Origin of the sequence: Aurantiacibacter hainanensis, assembly GCF_036321025.1 — a bacterium.
GTDB classification, from domain to species: Bacteria; Pseudomonadota; Alphaproteobacteria; order Sphingomonadales; family Sphingomonadaceae; genus Alteraurantiacibacter; species Alteraurantiacibacter hainanensis.
The window spans coordinates 1-16,345 of record NZ_JAZAPB010000001.1 but is presented as its reverse complement, the minus strand read 5'-3'; the positions used below and the strand labels follow the sequence as shown (position 1 = coordinate 16,345).

At 62.4% G+C, this 16,345-nt stretch carries 15 protein-coding genes and 1 tRNA gene; 12 read left to right on the top strand and 4 right to left on the bottom strand.

Features of this window, described 5'->3' with window-relative positions; translation table 11 throughout:
• The 9 genes from frr (at position 1) to rpmE (ending at position 8,853) form a co-directional block, all read left to right on the top strand.
• Complete coding sequence (gene frr / locus AAA989_RS00080) at positions 1 to 555, top strand: ribosome recycling factor (protein WP_338240357.1); 555 nt, start codon at positions 1 to 3, stop codon at positions 553 to 555.
• Positions 556 to 682: 127 nt separating this feature from the next.
• On the top strand, positions 683 to 1,363 hold the full coding sequence (gene uppS / locus AAA989_RS00075; RefSeq protein WP_338240356.1) for a polyprenyl diphosphate synthase: 681 nt from the start codon (positions 683 to 685) through the stop codon (positions 1,361 to 1,363).
• Positions 1,350 to 2,195, top strand: a complete 846-nt coding sequence (locus AAA989_RS00070) for a phosphatidate cytidylyltransferase (protein ID WP_338240354.1) — start codon at positions 1,350 to 1,352, stop codon at positions 2,193 to 2,195. Before uppS ends, AAA989_RS00070 begins: the two co-directional genes overlap by 14 nt.
• Entirely contained in the window at positions 2,192 to 3,346 is a 1,155-nt protein-coding gene (locus tag AAA989_RS00065) for a 1-deoxy-D-xylulose-5-phosphate reductoisomerase (protein WP_338240352.1), read from the top strand. Before AAA989_RS00070 ends, AAA989_RS00065 begins: the two co-directional genes overlap by 4 nt.
• Positions 3,347 to 3,349: 3 nt before the next feature.
• Positions 3,350 to 4,471 carry an RIP metalloprotease RseP gene (gene rseP / locus AAA989_RS00060; RefSeq protein ID WP_338240351.1) on the top strand — a complete coding sequence of 374 codons (1,122 nt, stop codon included), beginning with the start codon at positions 3,350 to 3,352 and terminating at the stop codon, positions 4,469 to 4,471.
• Between the two features lie 196 nt (positions 4,472 to 4,667).
• Positions 4,668 to 7,391, top strand: a complete 2,724-nt coding sequence (bamA, locus tag AAA989_RS00055; RefSeq protein WP_338240350.1) for an outer membrane protein assembly factor BamA — start codon at positions 4,668 to 4,670, stop codon at positions 7,389 to 7,391.
• Complete coding sequence (locus AAA989_RS00050; RefSeq protein ID WP_338240349.1) at positions 7,391 to 8,062, top strand: OmpH family outer membrane protein; 672 nt, start codon at positions 7,391 to 7,393, stop codon at positions 8,060 to 8,062. The genes bamA and AAA989_RS00050 overlap by 1 nt, the downstream gene beginning before the upstream one ends.
• Before the next feature lie 25 nt (positions 8,063 to 8,087).
• The gene (gene fabZ / locus AAA989_RS00045) at positions 8,088 to 8,537 is read left to right on the top strand and encodes a 3-hydroxyacyl-ACP dehydratase FabZ (RefSeq protein ID WP_338240348.1); all 450 of its coding nucleotides are present in this window, start codon (positions 8,088 to 8,090) and stop codon (positions 8,535 to 8,537) included.
• 88 nt (positions 8,538 to 8,625) lie between these two features.
• The gene (gene rpmE / locus AAA989_RS00040; protein WP_338240347.1) at positions 8,626 to 8,853 is read left to right on the top strand and encodes a 50S ribosomal protein L31; all 228 of its coding nucleotides are present in this window, start codon (positions 8,626 to 8,628) and stop codon (positions 8,851 to 8,853) included.
• 64 nt (positions 8,854 to 8,917) lie between these two features.
• Here rpmE and AAA989_RS00035 read toward each other — a convergent pair whose 3' ends face one another.
• Together AAA989_RS00035 and AAA989_RS00030 are read right to left on the bottom strand one after the other, a co-directional pair.
• A complete protein-coding gene (locus AAA989_RS00035) occupies positions 8,918 to 9,331 on the bottom strand; it encodes a GFA family protein (RefSeq protein ID WP_338240346.1) in 414 nt (137 codons plus the stop codon).
• Between the two features lie 4 nt (positions 9,332 to 9,335).
• On the bottom strand, positions 9,336 to 9,968 hold the full coding sequence (locus AAA989_RS00030) for a prolyl hydroxylase family protein (RefSeq protein ID WP_338240345.1): 633 nt from the start codon (positions 9,966 to 9,968) through the stop codon (positions 9,336 to 9,338).
• Between the two features lie 195 nt (positions 9,969 to 10,163).
• Here AAA989_RS00030 and AAA989_RS00025 point away from each other — a divergent pair.
• The 3 genes from AAA989_RS00025 (at position 10,164) to AAA989_RS00015 (ending at position 11,661) form a co-directional block, all read left to right on the top strand.
• Positions 10,164 to 10,240: transfer RNA gene (locus AAA989_RS00025), tRNA-His, on the top strand.
• A gap of 118 nt (positions 10,241 to 10,358) precedes the next feature.
• The gene (locus tag AAA989_RS00020; RefSeq protein WP_338240344.1) at positions 10,359 to 11,366 is read left to right on the top strand and encodes a tyrosine-type recombinase/integrase; all 1,008 of its coding nucleotides are present in this window, start codon (positions 10,359 to 10,361) and stop codon (positions 11,364 to 11,366) included.
• A gap of 73 nt (positions 11,367 to 11,439) precedes the next feature.
• Entirely contained in the window at positions 11,440 to 11,661 is a 222-nt protein-coding gene (locus tag AAA989_RS00015) for a hypothetical protein (protein WP_338240343.1), read from the top strand.
• 128 nt (positions 11,662 to 11,789) lie between these two features.
• Here AAA989_RS00015 and AAA989_RS00010 read toward each other — a convergent pair whose 3' ends face one another.
• Positions 11,790 to 12,530 (bottom strand): hypothetical protein, encoded by a 741-nt coding sequence (locus AAA989_RS00010; protein WP_338240342.1) that lies wholly within the window; start codon positions 12,528 to 12,530, stop codon positions 11,790 to 11,792.
• Positions 12,531 to 12,587: 57 nt separating this feature from the next.
• Complete coding sequence (locus tag AAA989_RS00005; RefSeq protein WP_338240341.1) at positions 12,588 to 15,479, bottom strand: class I SAM-dependent DNA methyltransferase; 2,892 nt, start codon at positions 15,477 to 15,479, stop codon at positions 12,588 to 12,590.
• Between the last annotated feature and the right edge of the window lie 866 nt (positions 15,480 to 16,345).

Below are 16,345 nucleotides of genomic sequence, written 5' to 3'. Positions count from 1 at the left end.
ATGAAGTATGACAAGGCCGATATCGAGCGCCGCATGGACGGTGCCGTCGAAAGCCTGAAGGGGGACCTTTCCGGCCTGCGCACGGGGCGCGCCAACACCTCGCTGCTCGATCCGGTGGTGGTGGAAGTCTACGGCTCGATGATGCCGCTGAACCAGGTTGCCACCGTCTCCGCGCCCGAACCGCGCATGCTGAGCGTGCAGGTGTGGGACAAGGCCAACGTGAACGCGGTGGAGAAGGGCATCACCAAGGCCAACCTCGGCCTCAACCCGATGACCGACGGCCAGAACGTGCGCCTGCCCATGCCCGACCTCAACGAGGAACGTCGCAAGGAACTGGCCAAGCTGGCTGGCGAATACGGCGAGAAGGCCAAGATCGCCATCCGCAACGTTCGCCGCGACGCGAACGAGGCGCTGAAGGAAGACGAGAAGAAGAAGGAAATCTCCGAGGACGAGCGCAAGCGACTGGAGGACGAGGTCCAGAAGATGACCGACAAGCACGTCGCCGACACCGATGCCGCGGTGGAGAAGAAGGTGCAGGAAATCCTGTCGCAGTGACGGTTGGGGGCTGCCCTCCTGTCTCCGCCTGCCCCGAGCCTGCCGAGGGGCTGCCTTTTCTCGGAAAGGGCGTAGCGGGAACAGGAGCGGCCCTTCGACAGGCTCAGGACACCCGGTCTATTCTCTGATGACCAATTCCACCTTCCCCCGCCATGTCGCCATCATCATGGATGGCAATGGCCGCTGGGCGAAAAAACGCGCCATGCCGCGCGCGCTGGGCCACAAGGCCGGCGGCGAAGCCGTGCGCCGCACTGTGCAGGCGGCTGAGAAGCTGGGGCTGGAATGCCTGACGCTCTACGCCTTCTCCAGCGAGAATTGGAAGCGCGAGGAAGGCGAGATTTCCGACCTTATGAACCTGATGCGCAGGTTCATCGAAGCGAACCTGGACGACATGGTAGAGCGCCGCGTGCGTCTGAAGATCATCGGCGATTACAAGGCTTTCGCGCCCGATATTGTCGAACGGCTCGAAGATGCGCTGGAGCGCACAAAGGACGGTGATCGCACGCTGGCGGTGGCGCTTAACTACGGCGCGCAGCAGGAAATCGCCCGCGCCGCGCGGCTGGCGGCGGAGGAGGGCGAGGTTACGCCCGAGGCGATCGACCGCCATCTCTACACCGCCGAGCTGCCGCCGCTCGACCTGCTGATCCGCACCAGCGGCGAAGTGCGGTTGTCGAACTTCCTGCTGTGGCAATCGGCCTACGCTGAGATGCTCTTCATGGACGTGCTCTGGCCCGATTTCGGCGAGGATCACTTGCGCGAAGCCTGCGAAGAATTCGCGAGGAGGGAGCGCCGCTATGGAGGACGTTGACGACCTTCCGCCGGAGCGCAGGCGCGACAGGATAAAGCGCTATGCCAAGAAAGCCGTCACTGTACCGCTGTCGGTGCGCACGAGCGACTTGCCAAAGCGCGCGGCGAGTGCGGTGGTGATGGTTGCCTTGGCTGGGGCTGCGCTGTGGGCGGGGGGTTGGTTGTGGGCCGTTTTCTGTGTGCTCGTTGCGCTTGGCGTGCTCTGGGAGTGGCGGGGACTCGTCTTTCGTTTCGCAGATTCGATTTCTAGTCGAATACTATGGATGCTGGCAGGCATTACGTATGTTTCTATCGCCGCTTTCTCTCTGTTTGCGGTGCACGGACAGTTCGAAGGCGTGGGGTCCGTTCTGATGATCCTCGGAGCCGTAATTGCTACCGATATCGGAGCATACTTCGCTGGGCGGACGATTGGCGGTCCGAAAATCGCCCCGCGGATAAGTCCGTCAAAAACTTGGGCCGGGCTGTTCGGTGGAATGGTGGGTGCTGCGGCGATGCTCGCGAGCTTTCCTATCGCGTGGGACAACGGACTTTGTCGGGTGTTTTATCCCCCCGCTGAGCTGCCACCTGGATTTTTTCAGTTTGACGGACCGTGTTCCGGTATCATCCGTATCGGTCTGCCGGAAACCATCTTGTTATGGGCTGTGATCGGAGGAGCGCTCGTCGCCATCGTTGCCCAAGCGGGTGACTTCTTCGAGAGCTGGATGAAGCGCAAGGCGGGGATGAAGGACTCCGGCAAGCTTATTCCCGGCCACGGTGGCCTTTTCGACCGCGTGGATGGCCTACTTGCTGTGCTGTTCATTCTCGGTATCGCGGGCTACACCTTTTCAGCATGACCCGCTCCATTTCCATTTTGGGCGCAACAGGCTCCATCGGTGATTCCACGCTCGATCTCATCCGCAACGATCGCGATAACTGGAACGTCGTTGCCCTCAGCGCCAATTGCTCGGCGGAGAAGCTGGTCAAACTCGCCATCGAATTCGACGCCCAAATCGCGGTGGTGGGTGACGAGGCCTGTCTGCCCGAACTCAGGCAGCACCTATCCGGCAGCAAGGTGAAGGCCGCTGGAGGCCAGCAGGCGCTGTGCGATGCCGCCGCGCGGCCGGTCGACATTACCGTCGCCGCCATCGTCGGCTGCGCGGGCCTTGCGCCCACGATGCGCGCGATAGAGCAGGGCAACACCGTCGCCCTTGCCAACAAGGAAGCGCTGGTTTCGGCGGGCGAGGTGATGACGGCACGCGTCGCCCAGCACGGCACCACGCTCCTGCCGGTCGACAGCGAGCACAACGCGATTTTCCAGTGTCTGCAGGGCAACGACCTTGCCGACGTGCGCTGGATCACGCTGACCGCCAGCGGCGGTCCGTTCCGCACGAAGAGCATGGCCGAGCTGGAGGCTGCGACACCTTCACAGGCCGTCGCCCATCCCAACTGGGACATGGGAGCGAAGATCAGCGTCGATTCCGCCACCATGATGAACAAGGGGCTGGAATTCATCGAGGCCTTCCACCTGTTCCCGGTGGGGCTGGATCGCCTGCGCATCATCGTCCACCCGCAAAGCGTGATCCATTCCATGGTGGAATATCGCGACGGCTCCACGCTGGCCCAGCTTGGCCCCAGCGACATGCGCGTACCGATCGCCTCCACGCTGGCCTGGCCGCAGCGCATGGACACGGCCTGCAAGCCGCTCGACCTGGCAACCATCGGGGAACTCAGTTTTTTCGCGCCCGACGAGGAGCGTTTTCCGGCAACCAGGCTGGCCCGCGAGGCGGCCCATGCGGGCGGCGGCGCGCCTGCCGTCCTCAACGCCGCGAACGAGGTGGCCGTGGCGGCCTTCCTCGCCGGTCAGGTAAAGTTCACGCAAATTTCGGCAATATCTGCCAGAACCCTCGACAATTACGCGCCCCCTGCGCCACAAACGCTCGACGACGTGCTCGCCGTCGATGCCGAGGCGAGGGCACGCGCGGGAGAGATGCTGGAGATTGCCTGACCCATGTTCGAAAGCCCGCCCTTCTGGTTGTACATTCTCGGCTTCCTGCTGATGCTCGGCCCGCTGGTCGTGCTTCACGAACTGGGGCACTATCTCGTCGGACGCATGTTCGGCGTGGGGGCGGAAGCCTTCTCCGTCGGCTTCGGCAAGGAACTTGCCGGCTTTACCGACAGGCGCGGCACGCGCTGGAAGCTCTCGGCGCTGCCCCTGGGCGGCTACGTGCAGTTCCAGGGCGACATGAACCCGGCCAGCCAGCCCGATCCCGACAAGCCTGCCCGCGAGGGTGATTTCCAGAACGCGCCGCTGTGGCAGCGCGCGCTGATCGTGGCGGCAGGGCCGGTGGCCAACGTCATCGTCGCCCTTGGCATATTCGCTGCGTTCTTCATGATCTTCGGCAACCCCGTTGCCAGCGATCCGGCCGAGGAAACGGTCATCGCCGCTTTCGCCGAGGATTCGCCTGCGCGCGATGCCGGGCTCGAGATCGGCGATCGCATCGTATCGGTCGAGGGCGAACCGATGGATGATTTCCGCCAGGTCGCGCGGTCCATCATGCTCTATCCCGACAGTGAGCTGGACATCGGCGTGGAGCGGGACGGCAGGACCTTCACCGTCCCCATCACGACCGACCGCATCGAGGTTACCGACCAGTTCGGCAATGCCACGGTCATCGGCCGCATCGGCGTGGAAGGCCGCCCGAGCGAACGTGTTTTCGAACCGGTCGGTCCCATATCGGCCATCGGTCTTGCCTGGCAGCAGTGCGTCGAAACCGTCGACATGATGCTGACCGGGATCGGGCAGATCTTCGCCGGCGACCGCTCCGTCAAGGAACTGGGCGGCCCCGTCACCATCGCCAAGGTGTCGGGCGAACAACTCAGCCTCGGCTGGCTGGAATTTGCCAGCTTCGCCGCGCTGATTTCACTTAATTTGGCATTCATCAACCTCCTGCCAATCCCCGCGCTCGACGGCGGGCACCTGGCTTTCTATGCGGTCGAAGCGGTCCGCCGTAAGCCAGCCAGCCCGCGCAGTCAGGAATGGGCGTTTCGTACCGGCATGGCTTTCGTGCTGGCGCTGATGCTCTTCGTGACTGTGATCGATATCGCCAAGTTGCCGATATTCGGCAGCTAGCCCGGCCAGACGGGCTTAAGTGGGGAAAGGAAGGCACTTTCGGCGTGATTCAAGGCAACTGCGCTTGATTGCCAGTCTGGCATCGGGCAAGGGCGCTTTTCGCGCGAGAAACCGGAAGGCTGACGCCCGCTAGGGGGAGCGGGTTGAGGGTTCCCTGTTTCTCCGATGCGCCGGTGTCGACAAGAGTGGACGGATAATGGGTTCCAAGGCCAGGACGATAATTTCCCAGCATTACGCTGCAGCCCTGCTCGGTTGCACCATGCTTGCAGGATTGCCGGTGCATGCGCTGGCCCAGGATGGCGACGCGCAGACGCCGCCCGCGGCCGAGGCCCAGTCGGAGGAGGCGGCAACGCCTGCCCCCCAGCCGACGCCGACCCCCGCGCCCGCTCAGGAGGAGCAGGGCGAGGTGATCCGCACCATCGCGGTTTCCGGCGCGCAGCGCCTGGAGCCCGAAACGATCGTCTCCTACATCCAGCTGCGCCCGGGCATGACCTATACCGCTGCAGCAGCCGACCAGGCCCTGCTGGACCTGGCGAACACCGAACTGTTCGCCGACTACCAGATCGCCTTCAACGAGAGCACGGGCGCGGTGGTGATCACCGTCGAGGAAAACCCGATCATCAACCGGGTCATCCTGGAGGGCAACCGCCGGATCGACAACGAGAAGATCCTGCCCGAGATCAACCTTTCGCCGCGCCAGATCTTCACCCGCAGCCGTGTGCGCGCCGACGTTGCCCGCATCATCGAGCTCTACAAGCGGCAGGGCCGCTTTGCCGCCACGGTCGAACCGCAGATGGTCATGCTCGACCAGAACCGCGTCGACGTGATCTTCGAGATTTCCGAAGGTCCCAAGTCCAAGGTCCGCCAGATCAACATCATCGGCAACGAGATGTTCTCCGACGGCGACCTGAAGGACGAGATGGTGACGCGCGAAGACAGCCTGCTGGCCATCTTCAGCTCCAACACCAGCTACGATCCCGATCGCCTGGCGTTCGACCAGCAGAAGCTGCGCCAGTTCTACCTGACCGAAGGCTATGCCGATTTCCGCGTGGTTTCCGCGGTTGCGGAGCTCACCCCGGACAAGCGCGACTTCATCATCACCTACGTGGTGGAAGAGGGCGAGCGCTACAAGTTCGGCGATGTCGAGGTTGTCAGCCAGCTGCGCGACTTCACCAGCGAACAGCTTTCCGCCGGCCTCTCCATGGAACCGGGCGACTGGTACAACGCGGAGCAGGTCGACCAGACGATCGAGGGCCTGACCGAGACGGCCGGCGCGTTCGGCTATGCCTTCGCCGACGTCGATCCGCGCATCAACCGCAACCCCGAAGATCGCACCATGGATGTGACCTTCACCGTGTCCGACGCCCCGCGTGTTTACGTCGAGGCGATCGAGATCAACGGCAACACGCTGACGCAGGACAAGGTGATTCGCCGCGAGTTCCGTCTCGCGGAAGGTGACGCCTTCAGTTCGCTGCAGGTCGCCCGTTCGTCGGCGCGCATCAACTCGCTGGGCTATTTCCAAGAGAATTTCGAGGTCGAGCAGGTCGAGGGATCCAGCCCGGACCGCATCATCCTGCAGGCCAACGTGCAGGAAGAACCGACGGGCGAGCTTTCGCTTTCGGCCGGCTTCTCCTCGCTGGAAAGCTTCATTTTCAACGGCTCGATCCGGCAGAACAACTTCCGCGGGCGTGGCCAGACCATCGGCCTCGGCGTCAACTATTCGCGTTATTCGCGCTCCGCCAACGTCAGCTTCACCGAGCCCAAGGTGTTCGACCGCGACATCGCGCTCGGCTTCGACATCTACCGCCAGGATTACAACAACGGCTACTTCGACCGCGACAGCGCGACCTACGAGCAGACGACCACCGGTATCTCGCTGCGTGTCGGCGTTCCGCTGACCGAGTACATGAGCCTGCTGGGAAGCTACACGCTGAACTATCAGCAGGTGACCGTGGCCGAGGAACAGTTCTTCGCCGACTTCGACGGCGACGGCGTGGCGCAGTGCGAACCGCTGCTGGCCGGTCGTTACCTGTGCGACGCCCTGGGCGATCGCCTGCAGTCGATCCTCGGCCTTTCGCTGAACTACAGCTCTCTCGACAGCCGGGTGCGCCCGACGCGCGGCGAGAACGTATCGGCCACCGTGCAGTTTGCCGGTGCCGGCGGCGATACGCGCTACATCCGCACCCGCATCAACGCCGCGAAGTACTGGCCGCTGGGATCGGGTTTCGTCGGTTCGCTTCGCCTCGAGGGCGGCTACATCAACGGCCTTGGCGACGACGTGCTGCTGACCGACCGGTTCTTCCTGGGTGAAGGGCAGATCCGCGGCTTCGACATTCGCGGCGTGGGCCCGCGCGTTGTGCGCCGGTTCTACGAGCCTGACGAGGACGGCAACCAGGTCCTCATCCCGCTGGGCGACGAACGCAACCAGGACGATGCGCTGGGCGGTGAAGCCTATTACCTGGCCCGCGCGGAGCTGGAAATTCCGCTCGGTTCCGGCGCGCGCGAACTCGGCCTGCGCCCCTCGGTCTTCGTCGATGTGGGCTCGGTATTCGGAGTCGATACACCGCAGCTGACGCAGAGCCCCTTGCCCGACGGCCTGTTCATCCCGCAGCGCGACGGCGAGGGCAACTCGCTCTATGCGCAGGTCAACCTGGGCGACAACGGCCAGGTCATCGGCACCGAAATCACCACCAGCCCGGTGGCGCCGGATGGCCGCCTGAACGATCCGATCGGCACGCAGCTGCCGCCGTTCGTCGAGGAATTCGTGGGCGATACCCCGTCGCCCCGTGTCACGGCCGGTATCGGCGTGAACTGGAACTCCCCATTCGGTCCGTTCAGGATCGATGTGGCTTACGATGTGCTATCGGAGCGCGGGGACGAAACCAAAACCTTTTCCTTCAACGTAGGAACGCAATTCTGATGAAAATTCTCGTGAAATCGGCGCTCGTTGCCGCTCTCTCCGCCGGGGCCGTGATGGCACCCGCCGTCACCGCTCCCGCAGCGGCGCAGGAGAACCAGCGTGTCGCCTTCGTCAACGTCAATGCCGTGGTCGCCAATTCTTCGGCTTACCAGACCGCCCAGCAGCAGCGCCAGACGACCTATTCCGCGCAGTTGCAGCAGGCTGAAACCCGTCGTGCCGCCCTGCAGGCGCAGCTCGACCCGCTGGTGCAGGCCTTCGACACCGCCCGCCAGCAGCCGAATGCCGATCAGGCTTCGCTGCAGCAGCAGGCGCGGCAGATCCAGCAGCTGCAGCAGACCGGCCAGGCCGAACTGCAGCAGATCCTGGCTCCCGTCGCGCTGAGCCAGGCCTATGTGGAAGAGCAGATCCGCGAACAGCTGGGCACCGCTATCGAAAACGCTGCGCGCGCGCAGGGCGTCTCGCTGGTGATCACGCCGGACACGATCCTTCACGCCGAAGCCAGCCACAATCTGAACGAGGCCGTGCTGGCCCAGCTCAACACGCTGATCCCGTCCGCGCAGATCGTTCCGCCCGAGGGCTGGCTGCCTGCCGAACTGCGCGCGCAGCAGGAAGCTGCCGCCGCGGCGCAGGCTGCCGCTCCGGCACAGCAGCCGGCGACTACCGGACGCTAAGACAAGACGAGAATGGGGCAGGGCCATGAGCGAAACGCAAGACTACGACGTCGTCCGTATTCTCGAGGCCCTGCCGCATCGCTATCCGCTGTTGCTGGTCGACCGCGTGACGCATCTCGCCAAGGGCGAGAGCATCACCGCCATCAAGGGCGTGACCATGAACGAGCAGTTCTTCCAGGGACATTTCCCCGGACGCCCGATCATGCCTGGCGTGTTGCAGATCGAGGCGCTGGCGCAGGCCAGCGGCATCCTCGGGATCGAGACGCTGGAACTGGCCGGAACGGGCAAGCTCGTCTATTTCATGGCCATCGAGAACGCGAAGTTCCGCGCACCGGTAACCCCGGGTTGCCTGCTGACGCTGGAGAGCACCTTCACCCAGCAGCGCAGCAAGGTCTGCAAGTTCGACTGCAAGGCCAGCGTGGAGGGCAAGGTGACTTGCGAGGTCAGCATCACGGCCATGATCGCGGACGCTTGATTTTATTTCGGCGCGCATATAAAGGCGCCGCTTCCCAGACATTGGCGAACCGGTCGGAACCGGCTCACACCATAAAGGACACAATGCCATGAAGGCCGACTTACATCCCGATTACCACATGATCACGGTCAAGATGACCGATGGCACCGAATTCCAGACGCGCTCCACCTGGGGCAGCGAGGGCGATACGATGAACCTCGAAATCGACCCCACCAGCCACCCGGCGTGGACCGGCGGCCCGCAGCGTCTTCAGGATGGCGGCCGAGTGGCCCAGTTCAATAAGCGTTTTGGTGGTCTGTCGCTGAAGAAGAAGTAAGCGTCTTCCACGAAAGCGTGGCGAAATCAGGGAAGGGCGGTCCAGGCGGGCCGCCCTTTTCGATTCAGCGTTCGGACTTTTCGTACCGCATCACGCCCAGATAGACGGACTCGCCGGTGTCCATCGGGTGGTTCTGCCCGTCGAACACCGGCACCTCGGCAAAATCGTAGATCGTCATCCCGTCGATGCAGGCGACGTTGACGCCGTACTTGTCGGGATCCGAACGGGTCTGGTGGAACGGGTGAATGCCGCACTTCGAGCAGAAGCGATGCTTCGCCTCGCCCGAACCGAAGGTGTAGAGCGTCAACGCATCCTCGCCCTTCGTGATTTCCAGCGCGGCAAGCGGAACGTCGAGCATGACGACGCCCTTCATCGCGCAGATCGTGCAGTTGCAGCGGCGGATCGTCGGCTCTTCGGGCAGATCGACGGTGAACCGCACCGTGCCGCAATGGCAGCCGCCTTCTCGTGATTCGGTCATTTCATCACCCCCAGTGCTTTTCGCGATACCACTTGGTGATCACGTATTTCACGCCCTTGCGCACTTTCATGCCGTGATGAAGCGTGGCGGCGTTCAGACTGCCGTCGGGCCGGTGGTTGTCCCAACACACCAGCTTTCCGGTCTCGGGCTGGAAGGTCTTGCCGATTACCTTGAAGCGCGTGCCGCCGCCCGCCTCGACTTCGTTGAGATAGACCATGAAGGTCCAGGTGCGATTGCCCGCGACGCTGCAGAACTTGGTGAAGTCCGGCCCCTGCGGCTCGAAATAGTCGGTGTGCGGCTTGAATTCCTGCCCCACGGCATAGCGCTGGCCCTGCACCGGCTCACCGTGGGCCGGATCGATGCCGTTGAGTTCGAACAGCATCTCCTCCAGCTCCTTCACCGCGGCCTCCTTCGCGTCGAGATCGCACGTCTCGCTGGTGCGAAAATAGTCGTCGCCATTGGCATCGGCGATGGTGGAAGGGCGCCGATCCTTGTCGATCAGCTTGATCAGGCTTTCGCACAGTTCGGGCGGCAGGAAACGCGGGCAGTCGAGCAACGTCAGCCGCGGGGAGGGCACGCGGCGCACGCGCGGGTGGCGCGTGAGAATCTCGGCAGATGTTTCGCCCGGAGTCGTCATGCGCGCATTGTTTAGCCGCGCCATATCGCCGTTCAAGCCGCGAAATTTTATTGCGTGTAACGCCCCCACAAGCACTTTTCACTTTGCACGCGGCGCGACTTGTGCAACAGGCCAGCGCCCGCGCCGAATGCGGCTTGACCGACCGGCGCAGACCCCTAACAGGCCGGGCCTCGGCATGTGTGCCTGTTCGTTGTGGCGATCGTAGCTCAGTTGGTTAGAGCGCCGGTTTGTGGTACCGGAGGTCGCGGGTTCAAATCCCGTCGGTCGCCCCATTTTCTCCAGTAGTTTAGCTCGGAAAGTACCGGCGCTCCTTGGGTTCATCTGAACCTGCGCCGTTGCTGGCCCTCGTCCAATCCCTCCGCCGCTGGCGGACTTTGGAGGAGACTGCTGATGTCTGAACCCTACACGATTGGAAAACTCACCCGGACCCGTGCCGATGGCACTCGCTATTGGTCCTATTGCCTGATTGCCCGTAATCCTCATGGAACGCGGACCCGCATATCGCTGGGGACGACCGACCTCCAAACGGCCAGGGCCGATGCTCGCGCCCGCTGGGAAGCCTCAAGGCTGCAAGAGCGTGGCTTCGGTACTATTGGGGACATCGTCGAGACGTACCTCGATAGTCTCAATGGCGAGAAGCAGGAGGGCCGCAAACGGGAGTGCTGGGCCGCCTGTAAGAGATACTGGGCCGACCTGCGGCCTGACCTGATCGACGCCAAGGTGAGCAAGGACTACCTCGCCTGGCGCAACCGTGCGATCAACACAATGCGCCACGAGCTGTCCCTTATTCGCACTGCCTGTAACTGGGCGGTGGGTGAGCGGCATATCCCTGCCGCCCCGCCGATCAAGCTGCCCGCCATGCCCGAGACGAGCGTGGGGCATGTGACCAAGGACGAGTTTCGCCGCTTTCTCGATGGATGCGCTACCCCGCACATCAAGCTGTTCGCCATGCTTGGGGTGACAACGGGTGGCCGCAAGACAGCCTTGCTGGAAGCGAAGTGGGAGCAGGTGGACTTCACCCGCCGTATCCTGAACCTGAACCCCGAGGGCCGGAGGCAGAACAGCAAGTACCGCGCCACCGTGCCACTCAACGACGTGATTATGCCCGCCCTTTGCGAGGCCCACCTAGGGCGCACGACCGAGTACATAATCGAACACAATGGGGCACCCTGCAAAGACATTAAGAAGGGCTTTGCTGCTGCCGCGAGGCGCAGTGGGGTATCTCTCCACCCTCACATGCTGCGGCACACTGCCGCGGTGTGGATGGCCGAGGATAGGGTGCCTATGGCGGAGATTGCCTCCTACCTGGGGCACAGGGACATTAACGTCACCGTGCGGGTCTATGCGAGGTATCACCCGGACTATCTCCGGGAAGCAGCGAGGAGCCTGACATGGTAATGGGGGACCTTCCCTTTCCATTAGCCCTCGATAGCCTTGCGGCTAGCTTCTGCACCGGGAGGCGGGGCAATATATGGAACTGATGATGACAGTCCTGGGGCTCGTGATTTTGGGGTCCGGGTGGTGGGGACGCTGGGAGGTCCCGGTCGGGCTGGGGGTATTCGCAGCAGTCATTTTTGGCTGGTTCCTCGATACCCCCTTCAACACGCTTCCCGTGATGGCCCTAGGCGGGGGCATGGCCTACCTAGTCGCAGAGCGCCGCCGTAACGGACGGCGCGATATATCCGGCGAGTAGCAGGCGAAAACGAGACAGATGGAGCGCGAGAAAGGGCGGCCTTTCTTCAGACGGTATCAAATCGCCGACAGGGTCGATTGGTATTCTGTGCCTCTGTATATAAATACAACAGGACACCGACTGTGCCGCTACCGTGTGCAAAAATCCTTCAACGCCTCAACGTTGAGCCAGCCGTTAGACCCGTAGCGGACGCGCCTTGCTCCGTTGGGCGCTCGCTGGATCGCGTACGAGTTCCCGTTGATCCAGACCTTGTTTCCACGGATCACGAACTCTCCTTTGAACTGCTCTTCGGCCTTCCCCTGAAGGGCGTCCCTTCTCTCGATGAACTGCTGCCGAAGCGATGCGATGGTCACTGGCAGTCTCAGCTCAAATCGCACACCGAGCTTCTCCAAAGCGCGGCGTAGGTCCTTCACAGCGTACCCGTTGAGCTGGTCATACATCATGTCCCGGGTGACATCGAAGTTGGCTTCGGTTTTGTCGAGATGCGCGGCGAGTTGGATCACCGACCAATCCAAGGACTGTGGCAGCTCTTTGAACAATGGCACCGCCCGCTTCCAGAGGTTGTATGCGTCCTTGGGCTTGGGCTTGTAGGCCCACGGCGAGCCACCCCCCATGTTCAACCCGTATTGTTCTTTGAGTTGCTTGCTGATCCTTTCGTGCTCCGACTTCAGGAAGGCTTGGGCTGCGGCATGGACTGGTAGCGGCGGTGCCTCCTCCGGCGCATTTTCTGAAGCCGTAAGGATTGCGTCTGCGAACGCGGCTGGCACTGTCTGGGGTGCATCGGCGGGGAGTTCCAGGCCCAGCTCTTCGATGACACGCTCATCATCGGGGTTGTCAGGGTCAGTGTTGGTTATGGTTAGCTTTGTCACACGCGGGCTGCTCTGATCTTGCTGGACGGGGAGGGGAAGCTGCGGAGGCAGATGCACCTAACGGGCCGCTCGCTCCTGATTGAGTTGGAACAGGCGGGCTAGGATTTCGTCGTCGGTGAGCGTGCCAGCGCGCCAATCGTCGCCCCAGCCGTAGGCATCGGCCACAGCCTCATCCAAGGCGCGGTGGGCGTGGTCGAGCCATGCGGGGCGCTTGTTGTACAGGTTGGTGAGGGTGCGCTTCTTCAGCTCCTTGGCGGCGGTCTCGTCCTTGGGGATGATACGGTCGGGGTAGCCGGGGACAACCTCGGGGACACGCTCAATCAGGTCGGGCGGGTTTAGCCAGTTCTCGCGCAGCTCATCGAGACGGGCCGCTGCGGTGGCGATGGCCACGGCGCGGGGATCATCGGCATAGTCGGCGGCTGGGATGTCGGGGGTTAAACCCTGTGGGAAGGGGAAGGTCTCGAACGTCGATGATGGAGTGTAACGAGGGTCGTTGCCAGCCCCCATGAATGTACCCATCCTTAGCGCCCAGAGTTCATGGAAGTAGCTGTGGAGGATGCCGAAAGTCGTATCGTCGTCCCGGGCAATGGCAACCGTCGCACTGTCCGCGATAACCGTTGCCTCTCGCCACACGAACAGGCGATGCTTGGAAACCCGGGGTGTAATGATTTGACGGTGCAGGTTGACCACGGCCTCACTCATTTCAGGTCGACTGCGCCAGAGACGCCACCAATACCGGTTTAGGACCTCATTATCTCGCTGAGCGCGGTAAGGGCGGACCCGCTGTTCGACTATGCTCCATGGACCTTCGTACAAGGAAGCGTCCGATGCTGCTGCCTCGTCCGAAAATGCGATGATCCATCTGTTGGAGGGTCGGCGCGTAATGTCTTGTCCATTGACCCAAGGTTTGACTACCTCGTGGTTGGAGGACCCGTCAGGGTTGCGGGGAAGCTGGAGCAACTCCCGGGCTTCGCTCGCCTCTATTTGGAATGGTCCGTAACTTATCACCCCTTGGTAGGCCACACCGCTGTTCTTGGGCAGTCGTGCGGCGGAAGTCAGGTCGACGCTATCGAGACCACCAGTAAGATCGCTGTAGATTTCCGGGACGTTCCTTCCGTTGAGAACTGCGCCACTACCGCCAGATGCCTCGAAGCAAATCAAGGACACACGTACGGCGGCTCCTTCCACGGTCCAGTCCTCATCGCTCAGGGCCTCAAAGATACGACCCGACGCAGCAATGGGTTTGAGTACCTCGCGGTTGGCACCGCCTCGGATCGAGTTGGTGGCGACCAATCCGGCGCGTTCAAGGGATCTGTCGCTAATCATCTTCCATGCCCTCGCAAACCAGTAACAAACGAGGTCCGCTCCGCCAGGTACACAGCCCATGTAAGCTGCACGCAGCCTTGTCGCGTATTCTATCCCGAGTTCGGGGACGATCTTGCGGTCCCCGAGAAATGGAGGATTGCCGACCACCACATTGGCCTCGGGCCAGCGGGCGCGCTCGCCCGTCTCCTCGTCCAACACAGCATCCCGGCACTCTATGTTGCCGAGGCTGCGGAGGATGGGATTGCGGGCGGCCTCGAAGCCGTTGCGGCGCATCCACTGGATTTCACCAATCCACACCGAGACGCGGGCCAGCTCTGCCGCATAGGGGTTCAGCTCGATCCCGAGCACGCACTCGGGGCCGACTGCCGGGAACTCGCGCGTACAGCCCAGCGCCTCAGCCTCAAGGTTGGCGCGATGCTCCAAGTCCTTGAGGGCGAGCAGGGACAGATACAGGAAGTTTCCGGAACCACACGCCGGGTCAAGTACCCGGAACGTCCGGAGGCGCTCCACGAAGCCCCTGAGTAGCTCCTGAGCCTTGTCGAGAGCCTTGGTCCGCTTCCCCAACTCGGAGCCACGCAGGAGCTTGTCAGCGGTCTGCTGCGGGGCGCTCGACACCAACTCCTCAATCTCCGACCGGATTGCCGCCCATTCATCGGACAGGGGCCGGATGATGACCGGCTCCACGATCTGCATGATCTTGTCGCGGTCGGTATAGTGCGCCCCGAGCTGGCTGCGCTTGTCAGGGTCCAGCCCGCGTTCGAACAGGGTGCCGAGGATTGAGGGGTCCACCTCGGACCAGTCCAGCTTGGCGGCGGCGATCAGGAGGGCGATGTCGTCCCGGTCGAGCGGCAGGGCGGTATCGTCGTCGAACAGGCCGCCGTTGAACCACTCCACCTTAGTGAAGCCGACCAGCCCACCGGATTTCATCGCGGCGAATAGAGTGGCGGCATGGTCGGCGAACGTCTCGGGCTGCGAGCGGCTGGCTTTCAGCATCTCCGAAAACATATGACCTGGCAGGAGGCCAACGTCCTCGGCGAACATGCAGAAGACCAGCCGGTTGACGAAGTGGGCCACGGCGGGTCCGTCGTGTCCCCTGTCGCGTAGGCGCTGGGCGAGCTGGGAGAACTCCTCCGCCGCCTCTTCGGTGAGCATTTGGCGGGTCTTTGAAGGGCGGAGGCGCTCGGGTTCTTCGAAGGCGCTACGCAGGAGGTCGCGCGTGGCCCCATCGTTCAGGTCGTCGAGTGCGAACTCGTGCACCACCTGGACGGTGTTGGTCCAGTTGGTGTGGATGCGGAAGCGGTCCATGTCGGACACGATCAGGAGCGGTGGGTTCTCCAGCGCGATGGCGTACTGCTGGAGCTGGGCGAAGGCTTTGTCCAAGTCCTTCTTCTTCCCCTTGTACTCCCACGCGAAGCAGCCCTTGCGCCACACGTCGGCCCAGCCTTCGCCGCCACTCGTCTTGGTCGCCCCCTTCTCGAAGGCATACCACTCACCCTTGGGGTCAGCAGAAATAGGGTCGTCCACCCCCAGCAATGCACACAGATCGTTGAAGTGGCTCTGCGAGGCGGCGCGCTCATTCAGTTCGGCGTCGCGCCACTTGGCGATAAACTGCTGGGGTGTCATGCTAATGTCTTAGCGCGCGGGGGCCGCAGATAAAGCGGCTTTTGGAATAGGCGCGTAAGGGTTGCGTCTAAGAGCAAAGGTGGGGGGAGACAGATTAACGAGCCTCAACCTCATAAGCGATACCCCCGTTCTCCCCAGAGTACCGCCGGATAACTCTAGTGAATGGGACCCCAGAAACCCAAGACGCCTTACACGGTGTAAGAAGGTCCCCATGAGTTACACTAGCCACCTCGCCCGATATATTGAAAGTGACCCCGGGTAGAAAATACATGGTGTCGGACTGGTCACGTGGGGGCATTGCAACCCCAGACCAACCCCGCGCCACCATATATCGGGATGCCAACTCGGCATCACCCCCAAACTCCGCGTCTAGGACGACCATTTCCGGCCAATAATCTTCCTCATTGAGGACCCTGCTTCGCTCCTGATCCAGTAAAGCCACCCAAGTCTCGTTGCATCTCTCAGGGTCTTCAACGAAGCCGACAGTGCGGCCATTGGTCTCATTGCTCTGCTGGCAAGCCGCTAGAGCAAACACATTGATGAGCGCCCAGTAGCGGTTCAAAGTTCGACCCCCTCGACATCACAGTGGTTTCCAACAGGAGGTTTACGCTAGGTTTGTTTCATCGACAAACTAACCGTCTCAAATCGTCCGTTACTCGGTCGAAGTAGAAGCACTGATGGTGTCTTCGGCTAGTCACGCGCAGCACAGTATCGTTTTACGGTCGCTGGGGAGATGCTGAAGTGCCGTGCGGTCTCGCTGATGCTGGCCTCGTTGGACTTGCGCCATGTGGCCACGTCGCGGGCATTGGCGGCAAATGGGCGGCCAAGGCTGTCCTTGCCCCGGTGGGTCTTGCCAGTGGCCTTCA

Bases quoted from the DNA above. Each gene is read 5' to 3' on its own strand.
- frr (WP_338240357.1), top strand. From the start codon at position 1: ATGAAGTATGACAAGGCCGATATCGAGCGCCGCATGGACGGTGCCGTC.
- uppS (WP_338240356.1), top strand. From the start codon at position 683: ATGACCAATTCCACCTTCCCCCGCCATGTCGCCATCATCATGGATGGC.
- AAA989_RS00070 (WP_338240354.1), top strand. From the start codon at position 1,350: ATGGAGGACGTTGACGACCTTCCGCCGGAGCGCAGGCGCGACAGGATA.
- AAA989_RS00065 (WP_338240352.1), top strand. From the start codon at position 2,192: ATGACCCGCTCCATTTCCATTTTGGGCGCAACAGGCTCCATCGGTGAT.
- rseP (WP_338240351.1), top strand. From the start codon at position 3,350: ATGTTCGAAAGCCCGCCCTTCTGGTTGTACATTCTCGGCTTCCTGCTG.
- bamA (WP_338240350.1), top strand. From the start codon at position 4,668: ATGGGTTCCAAGGCCAGGACGATAATTTCCCAGCATTACGCTGCAGCC.
- AAA989_RS00050 (WP_338240349.1), top strand. From the start codon at position 7,391: ATGAAAATTCTCGTGAAATCGGCGCTCGTTGCCGCTCTCTCCGCCGGG.
- fabZ (WP_338240348.1), top strand. From the start codon at position 8,088: ATGAGCGAAACGCAAGACTACGACGTCGTCCGTATTCTCGAGGCCCTG.
- rpmE (WP_338240347.1), top strand. From the start codon at position 8,626: ATGAAGGCCGACTTACATCCCGATTACCACATGATCACGGTCAAGATG.
- AAA989_RS00035 (WP_338240346.1), bottom strand. From the start codon at position 9,331: ATGACCGAATCACGAGAAGGCGGCTGCCATTGCGGCACGGTGCGGTTC.
- AAA989_RS00030 (WP_338240345.1), bottom strand. From the start codon at position 9,968: ATGACGACTCCGGGCGAAACATCTGCCGAGATTCTCACGCGCCACCCG.
- AAA989_RS00020 (WP_338240344.1), top strand. From the start codon at position 10,359: ATGTCTGAACCCTACACGATTGGAAAACTCACCCGGACCCGTGCCGAT.
- AAA989_RS00015 (WP_338240343.1), top strand. From the start codon at position 11,440: ATGGAACTGATGATGACAGTCCTGGGGCTCGTGATTTTGGGGTCCGGG.
- AAA989_RS00005 (WP_338240341.1), bottom strand. From the start codon at position 15,479: ATGACACCCCAGCAGTTTATCGCCAAGTGGCGCGACGCCGAACTGAAT.